Consider the following 14,962-nt stretch of genomic DNA (forward strand, 5'->3'; position numbering starts at 1 on the left):
CCGGTTGCGCTTCGACGCTCCCAAAATCCGCGTCAGAACTGTTTCTAGCACCCCTTTCCTTGCGCTTTTATCTTGCCCGCAAGGCGGGGAATGCCCTAACTAACGGGCTGTCGCAGTACCCCTCAGGACAATTTCTGAACCGTGTTCTCTCTTCGGCACCTTGATACATTGCGGCTCGCAGAGATCGACCGGGTTTTGCCCCTTTTTCCACCCGGTGCAAAAATCCTGGAGATAGGTGCCGGCACTGGTCAACAGGCTTTGGAACTGCAACGCCGTGGCTTCGATGTCACCGCTATCGAAGTGCCCGTGTCGAACTATGCCGCGAATCGGGTCTATCCAATCATCGATTATGACGGTGTCCATATCCCCTTGCCGGCCGGCGAGTTCGATGTGGTGTTTTCGTCAAATGTGCTGGAACATGTCCCCGATCTGCAAAACATGCACTCTGAGATTCGACGGGTTCTCAAGCCGACCGGTAGCTGCATTCACATCCTGCCCACACACGCCTGGCGATTCTGGACGACACTGATGTCGTACCCCGATGCTGCCGTGTCGGTTGCATCGGCTGCGCCGGAGTTGCTGCCTCGAACGAAGCTCGACACTTCGGAGATGGGTCGGCTCAGGCAGACCTGGTACAAAACAATACGCCATTTCGTTAGCGGATGCCTGCCGCGACGCCACGGAGAGCGGGGAAACACCATTTCCGAGCTTTGGCTGTTTCATCCCCGTTGGTGGCGGCGCAATTTCAGGGCGAATGGTTTTACCGTCATCCATGATGAGCCGTCAGGGTTGTTTTACACCGGACATATGCTCCTTGGCGCGCGACTAAGCCTCGCGCAGCGCGCGCGTCTCGCGCCGTGGTTGGGAAGTGCGTGCCAGATTTTTTATCTTAAGCCTCTTCGCAGTGAAGAATGACGCTGCGCACGCAAAAGCTCCTTTACGTCGTGACCGAGGACAAGGCGTTCCTGTCCCATCGGCTTCCCATGGCTCGTGCTGCGCGTGATGCGGGTTTTGACGTTCACGTGGCAACGTCGGTTGGACCTGCCGCGGGGGCCATACGCGCCGAAGGTTTCACCATCCATCCCATGCCGCTGCGGCGAGGCGGATTGTCTCCTTTGGGAGCCATCTCGACCATTCAAGCGCTTCGCAAGATCAAGCGCGAACTCGCCCCCGCGATTGTGCACCATGTCGGCATGCAGATCTGCGTGCTCGGCGGCATTTCGTCGCTTGGAATGACGACGCCGCAGATCAATGCGATGACCGGTCTTGGCTACGCGTTTACCTCGACGACGGCTCAAGCGCTTCTGCTTCGTATCGTCATCGCAGTCGCGTTGCGATTTCTGCTCAACCGGGATCACGCGGTCTTTCTCGTTCAAAATCCCGACGACCGCACAGCGCTGGAAACAATCGGGATCGATCATCATCGCCTCGCGCGCATTCCTGGCTCCGGCGTCGATACCGACAAGCTGACGCCGCTGCCGGAACCCGACGGCCCGATCACCGTGGGATTTGCGGGGCGCCTCCTGACCAGCAAGGGCATTCGCGCGCTGGTTGCCGCACACAGGATTCTGCGGACTCAGGGCATGGATATTCGGCTCCTGATCGCAGGAACTCCCGATCCCGCCAATCCCGATTCGGTAACGCTCGAAGAGGCGCAGCAATGGAATAGTGAGCCGGGCATTAAATGGCTGGGCCAAGTCGGCGACATTGCTTCACTGTGGCGAGGCTCTCATATCGCGGCCCTTCCGTCCCACCGCGAGGGCCTGCCGAAAAGTCTGCTCGAAGCTGCCGCCTGCGGCCGGCCGATGGTTGCCACCGACGCCCCCGGTTGCCGGGAGATTGTGATACACGAAAAAACGGGCTTGCTGGTGCCGATCGAGGATCCGCAGGCGCTGGCCAAAGCCATAGGTGAACTGGCTGCATCCCAAGAGTTGAGGACCCGCTATGGCGCGGCGGCCCGGCAACTCGTCGTTGACGAGATGTCCGCTCAGGCGATCGGAGCGGCAACGGTCGCCCTCTATGAAGAGCAGTTGCAGCGCATTCGCTAGCTTCAATCCCTGCCGACGCTGCTCGCGCTACCGTTGTTCCAGCGGCGCAAAGTTACGCGCTTCGCATTTGTCATTGATGACGGCAGGCCGCCAGTTAGCAACTGCTTCGCCCTTCAGGAAAAACGTGAAGTAACGAATCTCATTGCCGAAGTTCGCGCGCGAGCAAACGGTCCATCTTTCCGGACCCGACTGCGCCTCATTCGGCCCGACATTGGAAACTTCCGAAGCACCGACCTGCTTCATCGATTGCGTAATGCGCTGGATCTCACTGATGATGACCCGCAGTTGCCGGGAATCCGGCTGGGGGTCCGCCTGAACGGAATCCTGCACATCGAAGAAGAAGGTACACCCGCTGAGCAGCACAGCCGCGAGCAGCATTTGAAGCAACCGAATAGCTACCAAGCTACCCACTCCCAGACTGTCCGGGGCGCATTACTATCGCTTCGGCGCGCCGGTGAAAAGCGGCATCCGGGACTTGAAAAAATGCCGCGGCGGACAGGCACCGCCCCGTTCGATGATTTTCCGGACCAGCGGTATGCCCGGAGGACGTTGTCACCCCTTCCGAGTTTGATTAAACACTCCGCAAGCCCAAGCGCGCCCCGATATATCCTCGCGTCGGCAGCCACGTGAGAGTTCATGACCGATCGTCCGCCCAGCAATGTCGACCCCGCAGTTGCCGCCGGATTCGGCCATGAATGGTCGACCTTCCGTCAGGGGGAGGACGCATTTTCCGCGGACGACAGGGCTGCCATTTTTGAATCCTATTTTCACATCTTTCCCTGGGACCGCTTGCCGGCCAGCGCCGTCGGCATGGATGTCGGCTGCGGCAGCGGCCGATGGTCCGTCATGGTGGCGCCGCGCGTCGGACACCTCCACCTTCTCGACGCAAGCGCCGACGCGCTGAATGTCGCGCGGACAAATCTGGCCGCGGCGAAGAACGTGAGTTTTCATCACGCCAGCGTTGGAGAACTTCCCCTGCCCGACTGTTCGCTTGACTTCGCGTTCTCGCTGGGTGTGCTGCATCATGTTCCCGACACCCAGGCCGCGATTTCCGAGATCTCGACAAAACTCAAACCCGGCGCGCCTCTCCTGATCTACCTTTACTACGCGCTCGACAACCGGCCGGCCTGGTATCGCGCGCTCTGGAAATTCAGCAATATCTTCCGCGTCGTGATTTCAAGCCTCCCGGAAAAGCCGCGCCTCTGGATCAGTCAGATCATTGCTGTGTTCGTTTACTGGCCGCTGGCCCGTCTTGCCGCGCTCGTCGAACGGCTCGGATTTTCCGCCGCGGCGCTGCCGCTGGAATCCTACAAGCACCGCGCGTTCTACGTGATGAGAACCGACGCATATGACCGGTTCTGCACCCGCCTCGAACAACGCTTCACACGCGTGCAGATTGGCGACATGCTGACGGCCGCCGGATTTCAGGACATTCGTTTCTCGGAGCGCGTACCTTACTGGTGCGCCGTCGGCATCAAGCGCTGACCGGGTGATCCTCATTTCATGAATTCATTGCTGACCATCGCAACCCCGCTAGCAGCCTGCATCATGTGCGCGGGGCTGATTGTCGTGCTGCACCCGTTGCTTGCGCGCTATGCGCTGGCGCGGCCGAACGCACGTTCGTCGCATAGCACACCGACACCACAGGGCGGCGGTGCAGCAGTGATCGCGGCAGTCATCGCGTCGGTCGCGATATCGGCTTCTTTTTCTGGCGCACCGGTAAATTCTTCCCTGTTCGCGATCTTCGCTGCAACCGTGTTGCTCGCCCTGGTCGGCGCCTACGATGACCTGCGGACGATGCCTGTCATGCCTCGTCTTCTGATGCAGGCGGTCGCCGTCGGCGTGGTCCTCGCAACCCTTCCCGCCGAATTCCGGCTCGTGTCGGCTCTGCCTGTCTGGGTAGAGCGATCTCTGTTACTGGTCGGCGGGCTGTGGTTCGTCAATCTCGTCAACTTCATGGACGGCCTTGACTGGATCACGGTCGCGGAAACCGTTCCTGTGACAGCCGCGCTGGCGCTGTTCGGCTTCTACGGCGAGCTAGCTCCTGGCCCAACACTCGTTGCGCTCGCACTCTGCGGCGCGATGATCGGTTTCGCGCCGTTCAACAAGCCCGTCGCGAAGCTGTTTCTCGGCGATGTGGGCAGCCTGCCGATCGGTTTGCTGATGGGATGGTGCCTCATTGAGCTTGCGGGACACGGCCATCTGCTGGCTGCGCTTTTGCTGCCGCTCTACTACCTCGCCGACGCAACGCTCACGCTCTTTCGGCGCCTGCTGAAGGGTGAAGCCGTCTGGCTTGCCCACCGGTCGCATTTCTACCAGCAGGCGACCAACAACGGTTTCAGCGTGACGCAGGTCGTCAGCGAAGTTTTCATCCTGAATGTCGTTCTCGCGGCATTTGCCGCGGTGACGATCTGGCTGAAATCGCCCTACGTCCAGGGGATGACGCTGGCATTGGGCTTAAGCGCCGTGGCATTGGTGCTCAGCCGGTTCTCCCGGCAACGGGAACCGCTCGGCTAGATTACGCGGCCCCGCTTTTGAACTCCGGGATCGCGTCCTTCAAGACACCCACAATGACGCTGCGCTGTTCACTGGCCACAGCCTTTTCCAGCGTGGATAGCCACCGTTGCAGCGTGTCGAGCGGCGGCTCGTTGGGACGCGCCGCGACAATGCCAGCAATGCCGATGTCGGCGGTCGGCTCTTCATGGGCAAACAGGATTTCGTTCAGACGCTCGCCCGGCCTGACGCCTGTGAAGACGATCTCGATATCGTAACCCGGCTGAAGCCCGGACAGCCTGATGATGCGCTCGGCAAGATCGACGATCTTCACCGGCTGCCCCATGTTCAGCACATAAACCGACACATCGGGCCGCACCGGATCGAGCGCGTGGGTTGCCGCGGTCACCACGAGGTCGCACGCTTCTCGAATGGTCATGAAGTAGCGGACCATGTCCGGGTGCGTCACGGTCACCGGACCGCCGGCTTCGATCTGCGCCTTGAATTTCGGCACCACCGACCCGTTGGACGCCAGGACGTTGCCGAAGCGGACCGAGATGAGCCGCATCGGTGCCTTGCCGTTTGCCTTGTGCATCAACTCCCGGTCGAGCGCCTGGCAGTACATCTCGGCAAAGCGCTTGGTCAGTCCCAGCATCGACACCGGCTCGATCGCCTTGTCGGTGGAAATCATCACCATCGCCTCAGCACCGGCGCTCACCGCAGCATCCGCGACATTGACGGTGCCGAAGATATTGGTCTTGACGCCCTCGCCCCAGTCCCGCTCGAGGATCGGGACGTGCTTCAGCGCAGCTGCATGAAAGACAATGCTTGGCTTGAATTCAGCCATGAGATGCGAAATGCGCGCACGGTCGCGAATGTCTGCGATGCGGCCTTCGATAATCGCCGTTGGAAACTTGACCGTCAGGTCTTCCATCACCGCGTGAAGCGCCGGCTCGGCATTCTCGACGATCAGCAGCCGTGACGCGCCGAACGTAACGACGCGGTCGCATATCTCCGATCCGATCGAGCCGCCACCGCCGGTGACGACGACGGACTTGCCCTTCACGAAGCTTTCGAGACGCTGATAATCGATCTTCACGCTCGGCCGCAGCAGCAAATCCTCAACCGCGACCGGTGCGAGACGTGGCGCCTCGCCACTCCCCTCAAGCGACGGCAGACGGCTGACAGTCAGTCCAAGTTTGCGGGCTCGCGTCAGCACCGACTCCGGTGACGCATCGGCCTCGAAAGCGGACGGCATCATGACCAGGCGTTCAAGAGGTCTTTCCCGGCGCGAGAAATCATCGACGATATCGGCGAGATCATCGATGGCACCAAGCACGGGAATGCCACGGATCGACTGTCCGCGATCGGATACCGAAGGAGACAGTACACCGACCGGCCACATCCGCTTCACCGCACCGCTCTCAATGCCGCGCAGCAACACTTCCGCGTCCGCAGCGCGCCCCACCAGCAGCGTGGGAGCCGCGTCGAGGCCACGCGCCTGGTTTAGCGTTCGGGTGTAGCGGAAATAGCGATAGGCAATTCGCAGCGCGCCAAGCGAGAAGTTCTGAAGGAACCAGTAGATGATGATCGTCGTCTTGCCGAAAAAGAATGTCCCATAGACATTCGGCGCGATGAAAATGTAGTCCAGCACCAGCAGCATCAACGCCAGCACCGTCGATGCTTTGACGATGTTGAAGAAGTCCGGCAGCGAAATGAACCGCCACTTTGTCGTCGTCAGTCTGAAGGTGTAGCAGACGAGAATGCTGAAAATGACGAAGTAAGGCAGGATGTGGAGCAGCAGCGGCAAGCGCTCCGTCAGGCCGCTGCCTTCGAACCGGAGATAGAAACTCGCAACCACCGCGAAGATCGTCGCCAGCACGTCATGGATCACGATCAGCAGATTTCGCCATGTGAGGCGCGGGAATCTGATCCGGGACAAGCCAGCCATAACTATCCCTGCCCCGCAAGCGCATCGGTGTTCTGGGCGCGAGCGATCATGCCGCCAGCAACCCCCACCGCCAGCACGTAGATCCAGCCTTCGGTAAAATCAAACAGGTGGGAGTTGAGCAGCGAACTGAAGAAGTTCTGGACCACAGCCGCAAGGCCGATCCACGCGAACAACCCTTCCTTGCCGATGAAGAGTTTCAGGTGCGAAATCCACATCAGATAGAGAACTATGATTCCGGCGATCCCCCACTGCACCGCCACGTTCAATGTCTGATTGTGCGGATTGGCGATCACTTCGGCTGAAGCGCCTGTTTGGCCGACAGCATCCCGCTCGAACAAGAGTTTGGTTGAACCGGTGCCGTGTCCCAGAATCGGCGCAGCCTCGAAGAACTTCACTGACTTGCGCCAGAATTCCAGCCGCTGCCCGGCCGATGTTGCGGCATGCGACGTGCGATAGGCTTGATATTCGGTAATCGCTTGCTCCACGCGAGAACGCAGGTATGACGACGTATTCCAAGCGAGGGTCGCCGCAATGATGCCGCCTATCACCAATATGACCGCCGTGCGTTTGCTGAAATACATCGCGAGGAAAAGAACGAACAAGATCGGGATGCAAGCCAGCGCAGTCCTTGAATTGGCGACGAAAACCATGTTCGCGATGAAACCTGCGCTCAGCAGCGCAAGCAACAGTGCGATCTTCTTTTGCTGCCGCGACAGCGCATACATCGCCCCGCCAAGAGCACCGAACGCGCACAGTGTGAATTCCTGCCCCTGCGCAATCGTGTTCTTGACCGGGACACCGGGTGTTCGTGAGGCATCGAAAGCCAGCCTCGGATCAACGACCATCGCCCACGACGCCAGCATCACCGCGGCACAGGACGCAATGAAGGCCAGCGCAACCCACAGGCCTCTGCCCGACTTCTCGAAATGACGGATGAGAATCGGGATCGCAATCAGCTTGCCAACCGGGTTGACCGCATACAGGCGCGCAGCCCACGCAATGTCCGTCGACCACAGCGTGCCGGCAAAGGCCAGCGCAAAAAGTGTGACCGGGAGAAAACAGGCTGGCCGTTTCAGCGTTTCAGAAAAATCCCGTAGCTCGGCGGTTGGAATCAGCAGCATGAGCCATGCCACCGCAAAGATCGCAACCAGCGACGTCGACCATGGCAGCGAAGCGGCCATGAGGACGACTGCGACATCGGCCGCCTTTGTCCAGGCGGCTGTGTTGCGCCAGATCGATGGCGAGACGCCGGTCGCAAGATTGGACGCGTTCGCGGTCATGCCTTGCCTTCTCGCGCGCGTTTGACCAGCGACGTCGTGCTGTGGCCCGGCAGAATGTCGACAAGCACAATCTCGCCGCCGTTGGCGGTGACGATCTCATGGCCGACAACCTGCTCGCGGGTGTAGTCCCCGCCCTTCACAAGAACGCTCGGCTTGATCTGCGTGATCAGTTCCAGCGGCGTGTCCTGTTCGAAGATCACGACCAGGTCGACCGCCTCGAGCGCGGCCAGAACTTCGGCCCGCGCGCGCTCATCCTGCACCGGCCGCTCGGCACCCTTCAGACGCCGCACCGATGCATCGCTGTTGAGACCGACGATCAGTCGGTCGCAGGCGGCACGCGCCTGTGTCACCACGCGCACATGACCCGGATGCAGAATGTCGAAGCAGCCGTTGGTGAAGCCGACGCGCAATCCCTGCCTGCGCCACTCGGCAAGATGCACATCAAGGTCCGCAGCGCTTGAAGCGATTTTCTCTTCTGCCGCGAGAGACGCATGCGGCAGGATCTTGCGCCGCAGTTCGGCAAGAGACACCGTTGCCGTGCCCGGCTTGCTGACGGCCACGGAAGCGCCCGCCGCCGCACAGCGCAAGGCCGTTTCCCAGTCCATTCCAGAAGCGAGCGTCACAGCCAGGACCGCAGCCACCGTGTCGCCTGCTCCGGATACGTCGCGAACCTTCGCCGGCTGCGCCGGAACATGGATCAGGGTGCCGTCGCGATGGGCCAGCGTCATTCCGTCTTCGCTCTGGGTCACCAGCACGGCCTCGGCGTCGGCGGTGCGCAGCGCCTCGATCGACGCGTCCGCGATATCGGCATCCGACTGGATCCGGCGCCGTGTCGCCTCGGCAAATTCCTTGCGGTTCGGTGTCAGCAGGGTCGCGCCGCGATAGATCGCCAGATTGGCGCTCTTCGGATCGACGATCACCCGCTTGCCGAGCTTGCGCGCGGCGTCGATGATGTTGCGGATCACGCGCGCCGTCAGCACGCCCTTGGCATAATCGGACAGCAACACGATATCGGCGCGAGGCAGCGCGGCCACCACAGCGTCGATCAGCTTGCGCTCGGTGACTTCCGACGCGGGCGCCGACAGTTCCCAGTCCGCCCGCAGCATGTGTGTCGAAAAATGCTCGGAGACAAAACGCACCTTGCGCGTGGTTGGCCGCGCCGGATCGGTCACCAGAATCGGCTCGATCAGCTTTTCCCCGGCGAGTTCTGCTCTCAGGGTCTCGCCGGCAATGTCATTCCCGACCAACCCGACGAAGATACACTTCGCACCAAGGGAGGCGATGTTTCGGGCAACGTTGCCCGCGCCACCAACGTTGATCTCGCTGCGCCGGGCCGCGATCACCGGCGCAGGCGCTTCCGGTGAAATGCGCGAAACCTCGCCATAGACGAATTCGTCCAGCATGAGGTCGCCGACGCAGAGCACCGTCTGGCGGACAATCGCTTGCGACAGCGCGTCAAAATCGAACATGAGAACGCCTGTATCCCTGAAAACGCCTGTATGTCTCTTGCACGATCAGCGGTAGCGGTCGGGCCGGTCGAGAAAATCCCTGACATAGCTGCCGACGGCATCTTCGAGCGCCGTGAAGCCGCCATTGTAGCCTGCGCCGCGCAGATGATCGACCTCTGCTTCGGTAAAGTACTGGTAGCTGCCGCGAATTTGTTCGGGCATGTCGATGTATTCGATATTCGGCTTGACGCCGAGCGCGCCATAGGCGGCAAGGATCAGGTCGCGGAAGCTGCGCGCCTTGCCGGTGCCGACATTGAAGATGCCGTTCACCGAACGCGTGGCCAGCAGCCACATGATCACGCGCACCACATCATCCACATGAATAAAATCGCGGCGCTGATCGCCGTCGGCAATGCCATCGCGGTGGGACTTGAAGAGCTGCACCACACGGCCGGATTTGACGTCGTCGAAGCGGCGCGCCAGCACGCTCATCATCGTGCCCTTGTGATATTCATTCGGGCCAAACACATTGAAGAACTTGAGGCCGGCCCACTGCGGCGGCATCTTCCCGCCCTTCGCGGCGCGCTCGATCACGGCCATGTCGAACAGATGCTTGCTCCAGCCGTAGAGATTCATCGGCCGCAGCTTCTTCAGGGCGTCGAGCGAAGCGTCGTCGCGAAATCCCTGCTCGCCGTCGCCATAGGTCGATGCGGACGAGGCGTAGATGAACGGAACGGAATTCGCCGTGCACCAGTCGAGCAGCCGCATCGACAGGCGGAAATTGGTCTCGATCACGAGATCGCCGTCGGTGGCGGTGGTCTCCGAAATCGCGCCGAGATGGATGATGGCGTCGAGCTTGCGGCCGTTCAGCCATTGCATCAGTTCAGCCGGGGGAACCACGTCGGCGAGTTGCCGCTTGGCGAGATTGCGCCATTTGCCGTCATTCCCGAGAAAATCGCATACGGCCACATCCGCGCGGCCCGCATCGTTGAGGGCGGCGACGACGTTCGACCCGATAAAACCGGCTCCTCCGGTCACCAACAGCATTGAGGAATCCCGCCCAGTTCACGCGGGTCACCTTTGCCTCACTCCCGCCCGGCAGGCAACTCACGTCCCGCGCTGTGGTGAAGGACGCCAGCCTGCCCGGAGCCGCAAAACGCATCTGGACGCCGTGCGGGGGACGCGGTAACCGGCTGATCGTCCACAATTCTCCCGGACCCGTAATGATCGACCCGAAACCCTTCAATAAATGAATATAAATTCATTTCTAGGCGATATTGGCGTGACGCCTGACCCCACGGAAACGAGCCCGGTTCTGGTCGTCCCGTACATGTGGATCGGGGATTTCGTCCGTGGCCATACCGTGGTTCGGGTCCTCAAAGAGCGCTGGCCGAACCGGCCGGTCGACCTCCTGGTCACCAGCCTGTGCGCGCCGCTGGTGGATTACATGCCCGGCGTCCGCAAAGGCATCGTCTGGGACCTCCCGCGGGGGCAGCTCGCCCTGAAGAAGCAATGGGCGCTTGCCCAGCAGTTCCGGGCCGCCGGCTACGGCACCGCCCTTGTGATGCCCCGGACCTGGAAATCCGCCATCGCGCCGACGCTGGCGGGCATTCCCCAGCGCACCGGATGGGTCGGCGAGGTCCGGTTTGGGCTGATCAACGACTGGCGGTGGGGCGAGCGGAAGATGCCCCGCTTTATCGACAAGAACGCCGCCCTCGCCCTGCCCGCCAACGCCCCGCTGCCGAAGCAATGGCCGGTGCCGCAACTCGTGGTGCCACCCGCAGAAGTCGCAACCTGGCGGCAGGCCAACAACCTCGGCCTCGGCGCTGCGGTTGCGCTGGCGCCCGGATCGGTCGGCGCCTCGAAGCGCTGGACCTACTATGCCGAGGCGGCGCGGATGTTCGCCGAACAGGGCTTTGAGGTCTGGGTGGTCGGCGGACCGGGCGAAAAAGCCATCGCAACCGAGATCGTGAACTTTGCCGGCCCGCGCGTGCGCGATCTCACCGGGACCGATCTGCGCAACGGCATCATGGCGATGGCGGCGGCGAAAACGGTGATCTCCAACGATTCCGGCCTGATGCACATCGCTGCTGCTATCGGCACCCCGGCGATCGGTATTTTCGGCCCGACCAGCCCCTATCACTGGGCGCCGCTGAACGGCCTCGCGGCGACGATCAAGCGCGCCACCGACCTGCCCTGTCAGCCGTGTCATAAACCGGTCTGCACCCAGAACGATCATCACTGCATGCGCGACATCACGGCATCGGAGGTCGTGGAGACTGCGCAGCGCGTGATCGCCAGCGCCAGTTAATCTCGAAAGACGCTCGCACTTGCGCCTCTATCCTGCTGTGACTACCACTGAGGCGAATTCGAACCCACACGGTGACATGTGAGCCAGGACCGGATCGCGGCACATTTTCAAAGTTCGCTCGACGGGCTGACCAAAGCCGTGCGGAGCAACGAGCTTCTCGCGACGACGCATACCATCGCGCGCGTTGTCGCGGATGCTCTGAAGTCCGGCAACAAGCTGCTGCTGATCGGCAATGGCGGCAGCGCCGCCGACGCCCAGCATATCGCCGCCGAGATCGTCGGCCGCTACAAGCAGGAGCGCGCCGGCTGGGCTGCGATCGCTTTGACAACCGATACATCCGCGCTGACGGCCATCGCCAACGACTACGGTTTCGAGCAGGTGTTCGCGCGGCAGGTGCAGGGACTTGCGAAGCGTGGCGATGTGCTGTTTGCGCTCTCCACATCGGGCCGTTCGCCGAACATCCTCGCCGCGATCAAGGTGGCGCGCGATCTGGGCGTGACGACCGTCGGCTTTACAGGCGCCAAGGGCGAAAGCATGCGCGCCTCCTGCGATCATCTGTTCGTTTCGCCCACCGACGACACGCCCGTGATCCAGCAGGTCCATATGATGGCGATGCACGCAATCTGCGACGAGGTCGAGCAAGTGCTGATCGGCGCGACAAAACCAAAATGACGGCGGACAGCGGCGCGACATCCAAACCCGCGGCGTTCCTCGACCGCGACGGCGTCATCAATCTCGACGACGCCTATGTCGGCACCCGCGACAGACTCCGGTGGATGCCGGGAGTGGCGGATGCGATCAGGAAGCTGAACGAGGCCGGCTATTACGTCTTCGTCTTCACCAACCAGTCCGGCGTCGCACGCGGCTTTTTCTCCGAGGACGATGTGCGCGCGCTGCACAACTGGATGCGCGATGAACTGGCGCGCGACGGCGCGCGCATCGATGACTTCCGCTATTGCCCGCATCATCCTGACGGAACAGTCACCGGATACGATCACGAGTGCGACTGGCGCAAGCCGCAGCCCGGCATGATCTTCGATCTGATGAAGCACTGGCCGATCGACAGGGACCGCAGCTTCGTCATCGGCGACAAGCAGCGCGATCTCGATGCGGGCACGGCGGCGGGCATCAAGGGCTATCTGTTTTCGGGAACGGATATTTCGGGATTTGTCGAGAATATCTTGAGCAAGCGCGTCAGCGCTTGAGCGGCAGCTTCTCCGCCGCTTCGATGACCCGCTCGAAAGACGGATAAACATCCTTACCGCCGACAACCGTGATCGATCCATTGCCGACTGGACCGGTCAGGCCGGGATCGGTGGCAAGGAACACCGCGATCAGCGGCACCTCATAGGCTGCGGCCAGATGCAGCAAACCTGTATCGACACCGACCACCAGCGAAGCATTGGCAATCACTTTTGCCGTCTCATCGAGCGGCACGCGATCAAGAATGCGGCTTCCCGGAATAGCTTGAGCAAGCCGCTCAGAGCGCGACCGCTCGCGCTCATTGCCCCACGGCAGCACAACCTCAAGGCCCTGCGCGTGCAGCCATTTGCCGGCACCGATCCAGTCGACCTCACGCCATTCTTTCGATGCGCGCGATGTGCCGTGAAACAGTACCGCATAACGCGCATCACCACTGCGCGGCGGCTTAATCAGCCCGTAGTCGATGGCCTGATCGGGCCGATAGCCGAGACTCAACCCGGTGAGCGTCCGGTTGCGCATCACCGCATGCTGATCGCGCGCGACCGCATGCTTGACGTCATAGAACCACGATGCCACCGGCTCCTTGATGCTCGATGCGTCGTAGCCATGCCGCTCGCCATTGGCCGCCTTCGCGATCAATGCCGAGCGGATCAGCCCCTGCGTATCGATCACCTTCTCGGCCTTGACCGATTTCAATCTCGCCTTGAACGCGGAGACCTCGCTCCAGGTCTCTGAGCGCATCAATTGTGATCGCCACCGCCGCGTCGAAACCGGAATCACTTCGCTGACAGCGGGATGAAGCCGCGCCAGCGGCGCGAAAGCTTCCTCGACCACCCACGTCAGCCGCGCATCGGGCGCGTGACGGTGCGCATCGGTGACGGCCGGCATGTGATGCACCACGTCGCCGAGCGATGAGGTCTTGATGAAAATGATACCGGGCATCGGAGCGAGGGGCTGGAACTCTTGTTAGGCGTTACGTTTTGGAAACCATAAAGCGGTTTCGGCCGGGAAAAGCGAAGCCTTTTGGCGCGAGAGCCCGGCTTTATACCCCATTTCCATCGTTTCTCTGCAAGCTTCCGGCAACATCTTAGCTCCACATTCCGCGCAACAGGCGCCCAACGGAGCGCGGACGCAATGCGGATTGGAAAGCCATGACAGTTCTGGTCACCGGAGGCGCAGGTTACATCGGCAGCCACACAGTTCGTACGCTGGTCGATGCGGGCGAAAGCGTCGTCGTCGTCGATAATCTTTCGACCGGCTTTTCGCAGTTCCTGCCCGAGGGCGTGCCCCTGTTCATCGGCGATGTCGCGGACGAGAACCTGGTCGAAGGCGTGATCGCCGCGCACAATGTCAGCTCGATCATTCATTTCGCAGGCTCGGTGGTGGTGCCTGACTCGCTGCGCGATCCGCTCGGCTACTACCGCAACAACACGATGACGACGCGCAATCTTCTGAACGCGGCGGTCAGGTGCAACATCAGCCGCTTCATCTTTTCATCGACGGCCGCGGTTTACGGTAATCCTGACCAGATGCCCGTTGCCGAAGAAGCGCCGACACGTCCGCTGTCGCCCTATGGCTCGTCGAAGCTGATGACCGAGATCATGCTGCACGACGTCGCCTCCGCGCACGGCATGCATTACGTCGTGCTGCGCTATTTCAATGTCGCCGGCGCCGACCCGGAAGCCCGGATCGGTCTCGCAACCGTCGGCGCGACGCACCTGTTGAAGATCGCCGTCGAAGCCGCGACTGGCCAGCGCGCCAAGATCGACGTCTTCGGCACGGATTATCCGACGGTTGACGGAAGCTGTATCCGCGACTTCATCCACGTCACCGATCTGGCCGACGCGCATCGCGCGGCGCTTGCCTATCTCGAGAACGGCGGTCCTTCGGCGACGCTGAATTGCGGCTACGGCCGTGGTTATTCGGTGCTCGAAACCGTCGAGGCAGTGCGGCGTGCGTCGGGCCGTAATTTCGCCGTTCAGTATGCCGATCGTCGCCCCGGCGACATCATGACCATGATCGCGGATACATCACGCATTCGCGCCACGCTGGACTGGACGCCGCGCTACGACGATCTCGACACCATCGCCCGCCATGCGCTGGCATGGGAGGAAAAACTGCTGGCAGACCGGCTCCGGGACGGCCGGCAGGCGGTTTCAGCGTAGTGTAGAATTGACCCAAAGGCCCTGATTCCGCTTGAAAATCCGGTCCATAGCGGGCAAGAGACG

The 14,962-nt window shown here is 61.5% G+C and carries 14 protein-coding genes; 8 read left to right on the forward strand and 6 right to left on the reverse strand.

Annotated features, from left to right (window positions below; all coding sequences use genetic code 11):
* Nucleotides 1-141: 141 nt before the first annotated feature.
* Both AC1RM7_RS07535 and AC1RM7_RS07540 read left to right on the forward strand, forming a co-directional pair.
* Nucleotides 142-915: a class I SAM-dependent methyltransferase gene (locus AC1RM7_RS07535; protein WP_081758756.1), complete on the forward strand. Its 774-nt coding sequence runs from the start codon at nucleotides 142-144 to the stop codon at nucleotides 913-915.
* A complete protein-coding gene (locus tag AC1RM7_RS07540) occupies nucleotides 912-2,048 on the forward strand; it encodes a glycosyltransferase family 4 protein (RefSeq protein ID WP_024920758.1) in 1,137 nt (378 codons plus the stop codon). Before AC1RM7_RS07535 ends, AC1RM7_RS07540 begins: the two co-directional genes overlap by 4 nt.
* A gap of 27 nt (nucleotides 2,049-2,075) precedes the next feature.
* Here AC1RM7_RS07540 and AC1RM7_RS07545 read toward each other — a convergent pair whose 3' ends face one another.
* The gene (locus AC1RM7_RS07545; protein WP_024920759.1) at nucleotides 2,076-2,450 is read right to left on the reverse strand and encodes a hypothetical protein; all 375 of its coding nucleotides are present in this window, start codon (nucleotides 2,448-2,450) and stop codon (nucleotides 2,076-2,078) included.
* Between the two features lie 234 nt (nucleotides 2,451-2,684).
* Here AC1RM7_RS07545 and AC1RM7_RS07550 point away from each other — a divergent pair, with 234 nt between their 5' ends.
* Complete coding sequence (locus AC1RM7_RS07550; protein ID WP_492839363.1) at nucleotides 2,685-3,533, forward strand: class I SAM-dependent methyltransferase; 849 nt, start codon at nucleotides 2,685-2,687, stop codon at nucleotides 3,531-3,533.
* An 18-nt stretch (nucleotides 3,534-3,551) separates the two neighbouring features.
* A complete protein-coding gene (locus AC1RM7_RS07555) occupies nucleotides 3,552-4,565 on the forward strand; it encodes an MraY family glycosyltransferase (RefSeq protein WP_024920761.1) in 1,014 nt (337 codons plus the stop codon).
* Nucleotide 4,566: 1 nt separating this feature from the next.
* Here AC1RM7_RS07555 and AC1RM7_RS07560 read toward each other — a convergent pair whose 3' ends face one another.
* From AC1RM7_RS07560 to rfaD, 4 genes are read right to left on the reverse strand one after another with little or no spacing between them, the layout of a single operon-like run.
* The gene (locus AC1RM7_RS07560) at nucleotides 4,567-6,492 is read right to left on the reverse strand and encodes a nucleoside-diphosphate sugar epimerase/dehydratase (protein ID WP_006021527.1); all 1,926 of its coding nucleotides are present in this window, start codon (nucleotides 6,490-6,492) and stop codon (nucleotides 4,567-4,569) included.
* 2 nt (nucleotides 6,493-6,494) lie between these two features.
* Nucleotides 6,495-7,772, reverse strand: coding sequence for an O-antigen ligase family protein (locus tag AC1RM7_RS07565; protein ID WP_024920762.1), 1,278 nt, complete (start codon nucleotides 7,770-7,772; stop codon nucleotides 6,495-6,497).
* A complete protein-coding gene (gene rfaE1 / locus AC1RM7_RS07570) occupies nucleotides 7,769-9,241 on the reverse strand; it encodes a D-glycero-beta-D-manno-heptose-7-phosphate kinase (RefSeq protein ID WP_024920763.1) in 1,473 nt (490 codons plus the stop codon). Before rfaE1 ends, AC1RM7_RS07565 begins: the two co-directional genes overlap by 4 nt.
* Before the next feature lie 45 nt (nucleotides 9,242-9,286).
* Nucleotides 9,287-10,267, reverse strand: a complete 981-nt coding sequence (gene rfaD / locus AC1RM7_RS07575; RefSeq protein ID WP_024920764.1) for an ADP-glyceromanno-heptose 6-epimerase — start codon at nucleotides 10,265-10,267, stop codon at nucleotides 9,287-9,289.
* A gap of 202 nt (nucleotides 10,268-10,469) precedes the next feature.
* Here rfaD and waaF point away from each other — a divergent pair, with 202 nt between their 5' ends.
* The 3 genes from waaF (at nucleotide 10,470) to AC1RM7_RS07590 (ending at nucleotide 12,736) form a co-directional block, all read left to right on the forward strand.
* Nucleotides 10,470-11,531: a lipopolysaccharide heptosyltransferase II gene (gene waaF, locus AC1RM7_RS07580; protein ID WP_024920765.1), complete on the forward strand. Its 1,062-nt coding sequence runs from the start codon at nucleotides 10,470-10,472 to the stop codon at nucleotides 11,529-11,531.
* 78 nt (nucleotides 11,532-11,609) lie between these two features.
* Complete coding sequence (locus AC1RM7_RS07585; RefSeq protein WP_024920766.1) at nucleotides 11,610-12,203, forward strand: D-sedoheptulose 7-phosphate isomerase; 594 nt, start codon at nucleotides 11,610-11,612, stop codon at nucleotides 12,201-12,203.
* Nucleotides 12,200-12,736 (forward strand): D-glycero-alpha-D-manno-heptose-1,7-bisphosphate 7-phosphatase, encoded by a 537-nt coding sequence (locus AC1RM7_RS07590; protein ID WP_024920767.1) that lies wholly within the window; start codon nucleotides 12,200-12,202, stop codon nucleotides 12,734-12,736. Before AC1RM7_RS07585 ends, AC1RM7_RS07590 begins: the two co-directional genes overlap by 4 nt.
* On the opposite strand, the gene waaC is transcribed toward AC1RM7_RS07590, so the two are convergent.
* Complete coding sequence (gene waaC, locus AC1RM7_RS07595) at nucleotides 12,726-13,676, reverse strand: lipopolysaccharide heptosyltransferase I (RefSeq protein WP_024920768.1); 951 nt, start codon at nucleotides 13,674-13,676, stop codon at nucleotides 12,726-12,728. The two genes, AC1RM7_RS07590 and waaC, sit on opposite strands and share 11 nt — an antisense overlap.
* A 209-nt stretch (nucleotides 13,677-13,885) precedes the next feature.
* Here waaC and galE point away from each other — a divergent pair, with 209 nt between their 5' ends.
* A complete protein-coding gene (galE, locus tag AC1RM7_RS07600; protein ID WP_024920769.1) occupies nucleotides 13,886-14,899 on the forward strand; it encodes a UDP-glucose 4-epimerase GalE in 1,014 nt (337 codons plus the stop codon).
* Nucleotides 14,900-14,962: the final 63 nt, after the last annotated feature.

The organism is Afipia sp. GW822-FHT03D08, assembly GCF_058801645.1.

What these genes read in the sequence shown, in the direction of transcription:
- rfaD (WP_024920764.1), bottom strand. Translation starts at nt 10,267, where the DNA reads ATGCTGTTGGTGACCGGAGGAGCCGGTTTTATCGGGTCGAACGTCGTC.
- galE (WP_024920769.1), top strand. Translation starts at nt 13,886, where the DNA reads ATGACAGTTCTGGTCACCGGAGGCGCAGGTTACATCGGCAGCCACACA.
- waaC (WP_024920768.1), bottom strand. Translation starts at nt 13,676, where the DNA reads ATGCCCGGTATCATTTTCATCAAGACCTCATCGCTCGGCGACGTGGTG.
- AC1RM7_RS07590 (WP_024920767.1), top strand. Translation starts at nt 12,200, where the DNA reads ATGACGGCGGACAGCGGCGCGACATCCAAACCCGCGGCGTTCCTCGAC.
- AC1RM7_RS07560 (WP_006021527.1), bottom strand. Translation starts at nt 6,492, where the DNA reads ATGGCTGGCTTGTCCCGGATCAGATTCCCGCGCCTCACATGGCGAAAT.
- AC1RM7_RS07555 (WP_024920761.1), top strand. Translation starts at nt 3,552, where the DNA reads ATGAATTCATTGCTGACCATCGCAACCCCGCTAGCAGCCTGCATCATG.
- rfaE1 (WP_024920763.1), bottom strand. Translation starts at nt 9,241, where the DNA reads ATGTTCGATTTTGACGCGCTGTCGCAAGCGATTGTCCGCCAGACGGTG.
- AC1RM7_RS07565 (WP_024920762.1), bottom strand. Translation starts at nt 7,772, where the DNA reads ATGACCGCGAACGCGTCCAATCTTGCGACCGGCGTCTCGCCATCGATC.
- AC1RM7_RS07550 (WP_492839363.1), top strand. Translation starts at nt 2,685, where the DNA reads ATGACCGATCGTCCGCCCAGCAATGTCGACCCCGCAGTTGCCGCCGGA.
- AC1RM7_RS07540 (WP_024920758.1), top strand. Translation starts at nt 912, where the DNA reads ATGACGCTGCGCACGCAAAAGCTCCTTTACGTCGTGACCGAGGACAAG.
- waaF (WP_024920765.1), top strand. Translation starts at nt 10,470, where the DNA reads ATGAATATAAATTCATTTCTAGGCGATATTGGCGTGACGCCTGACCCC.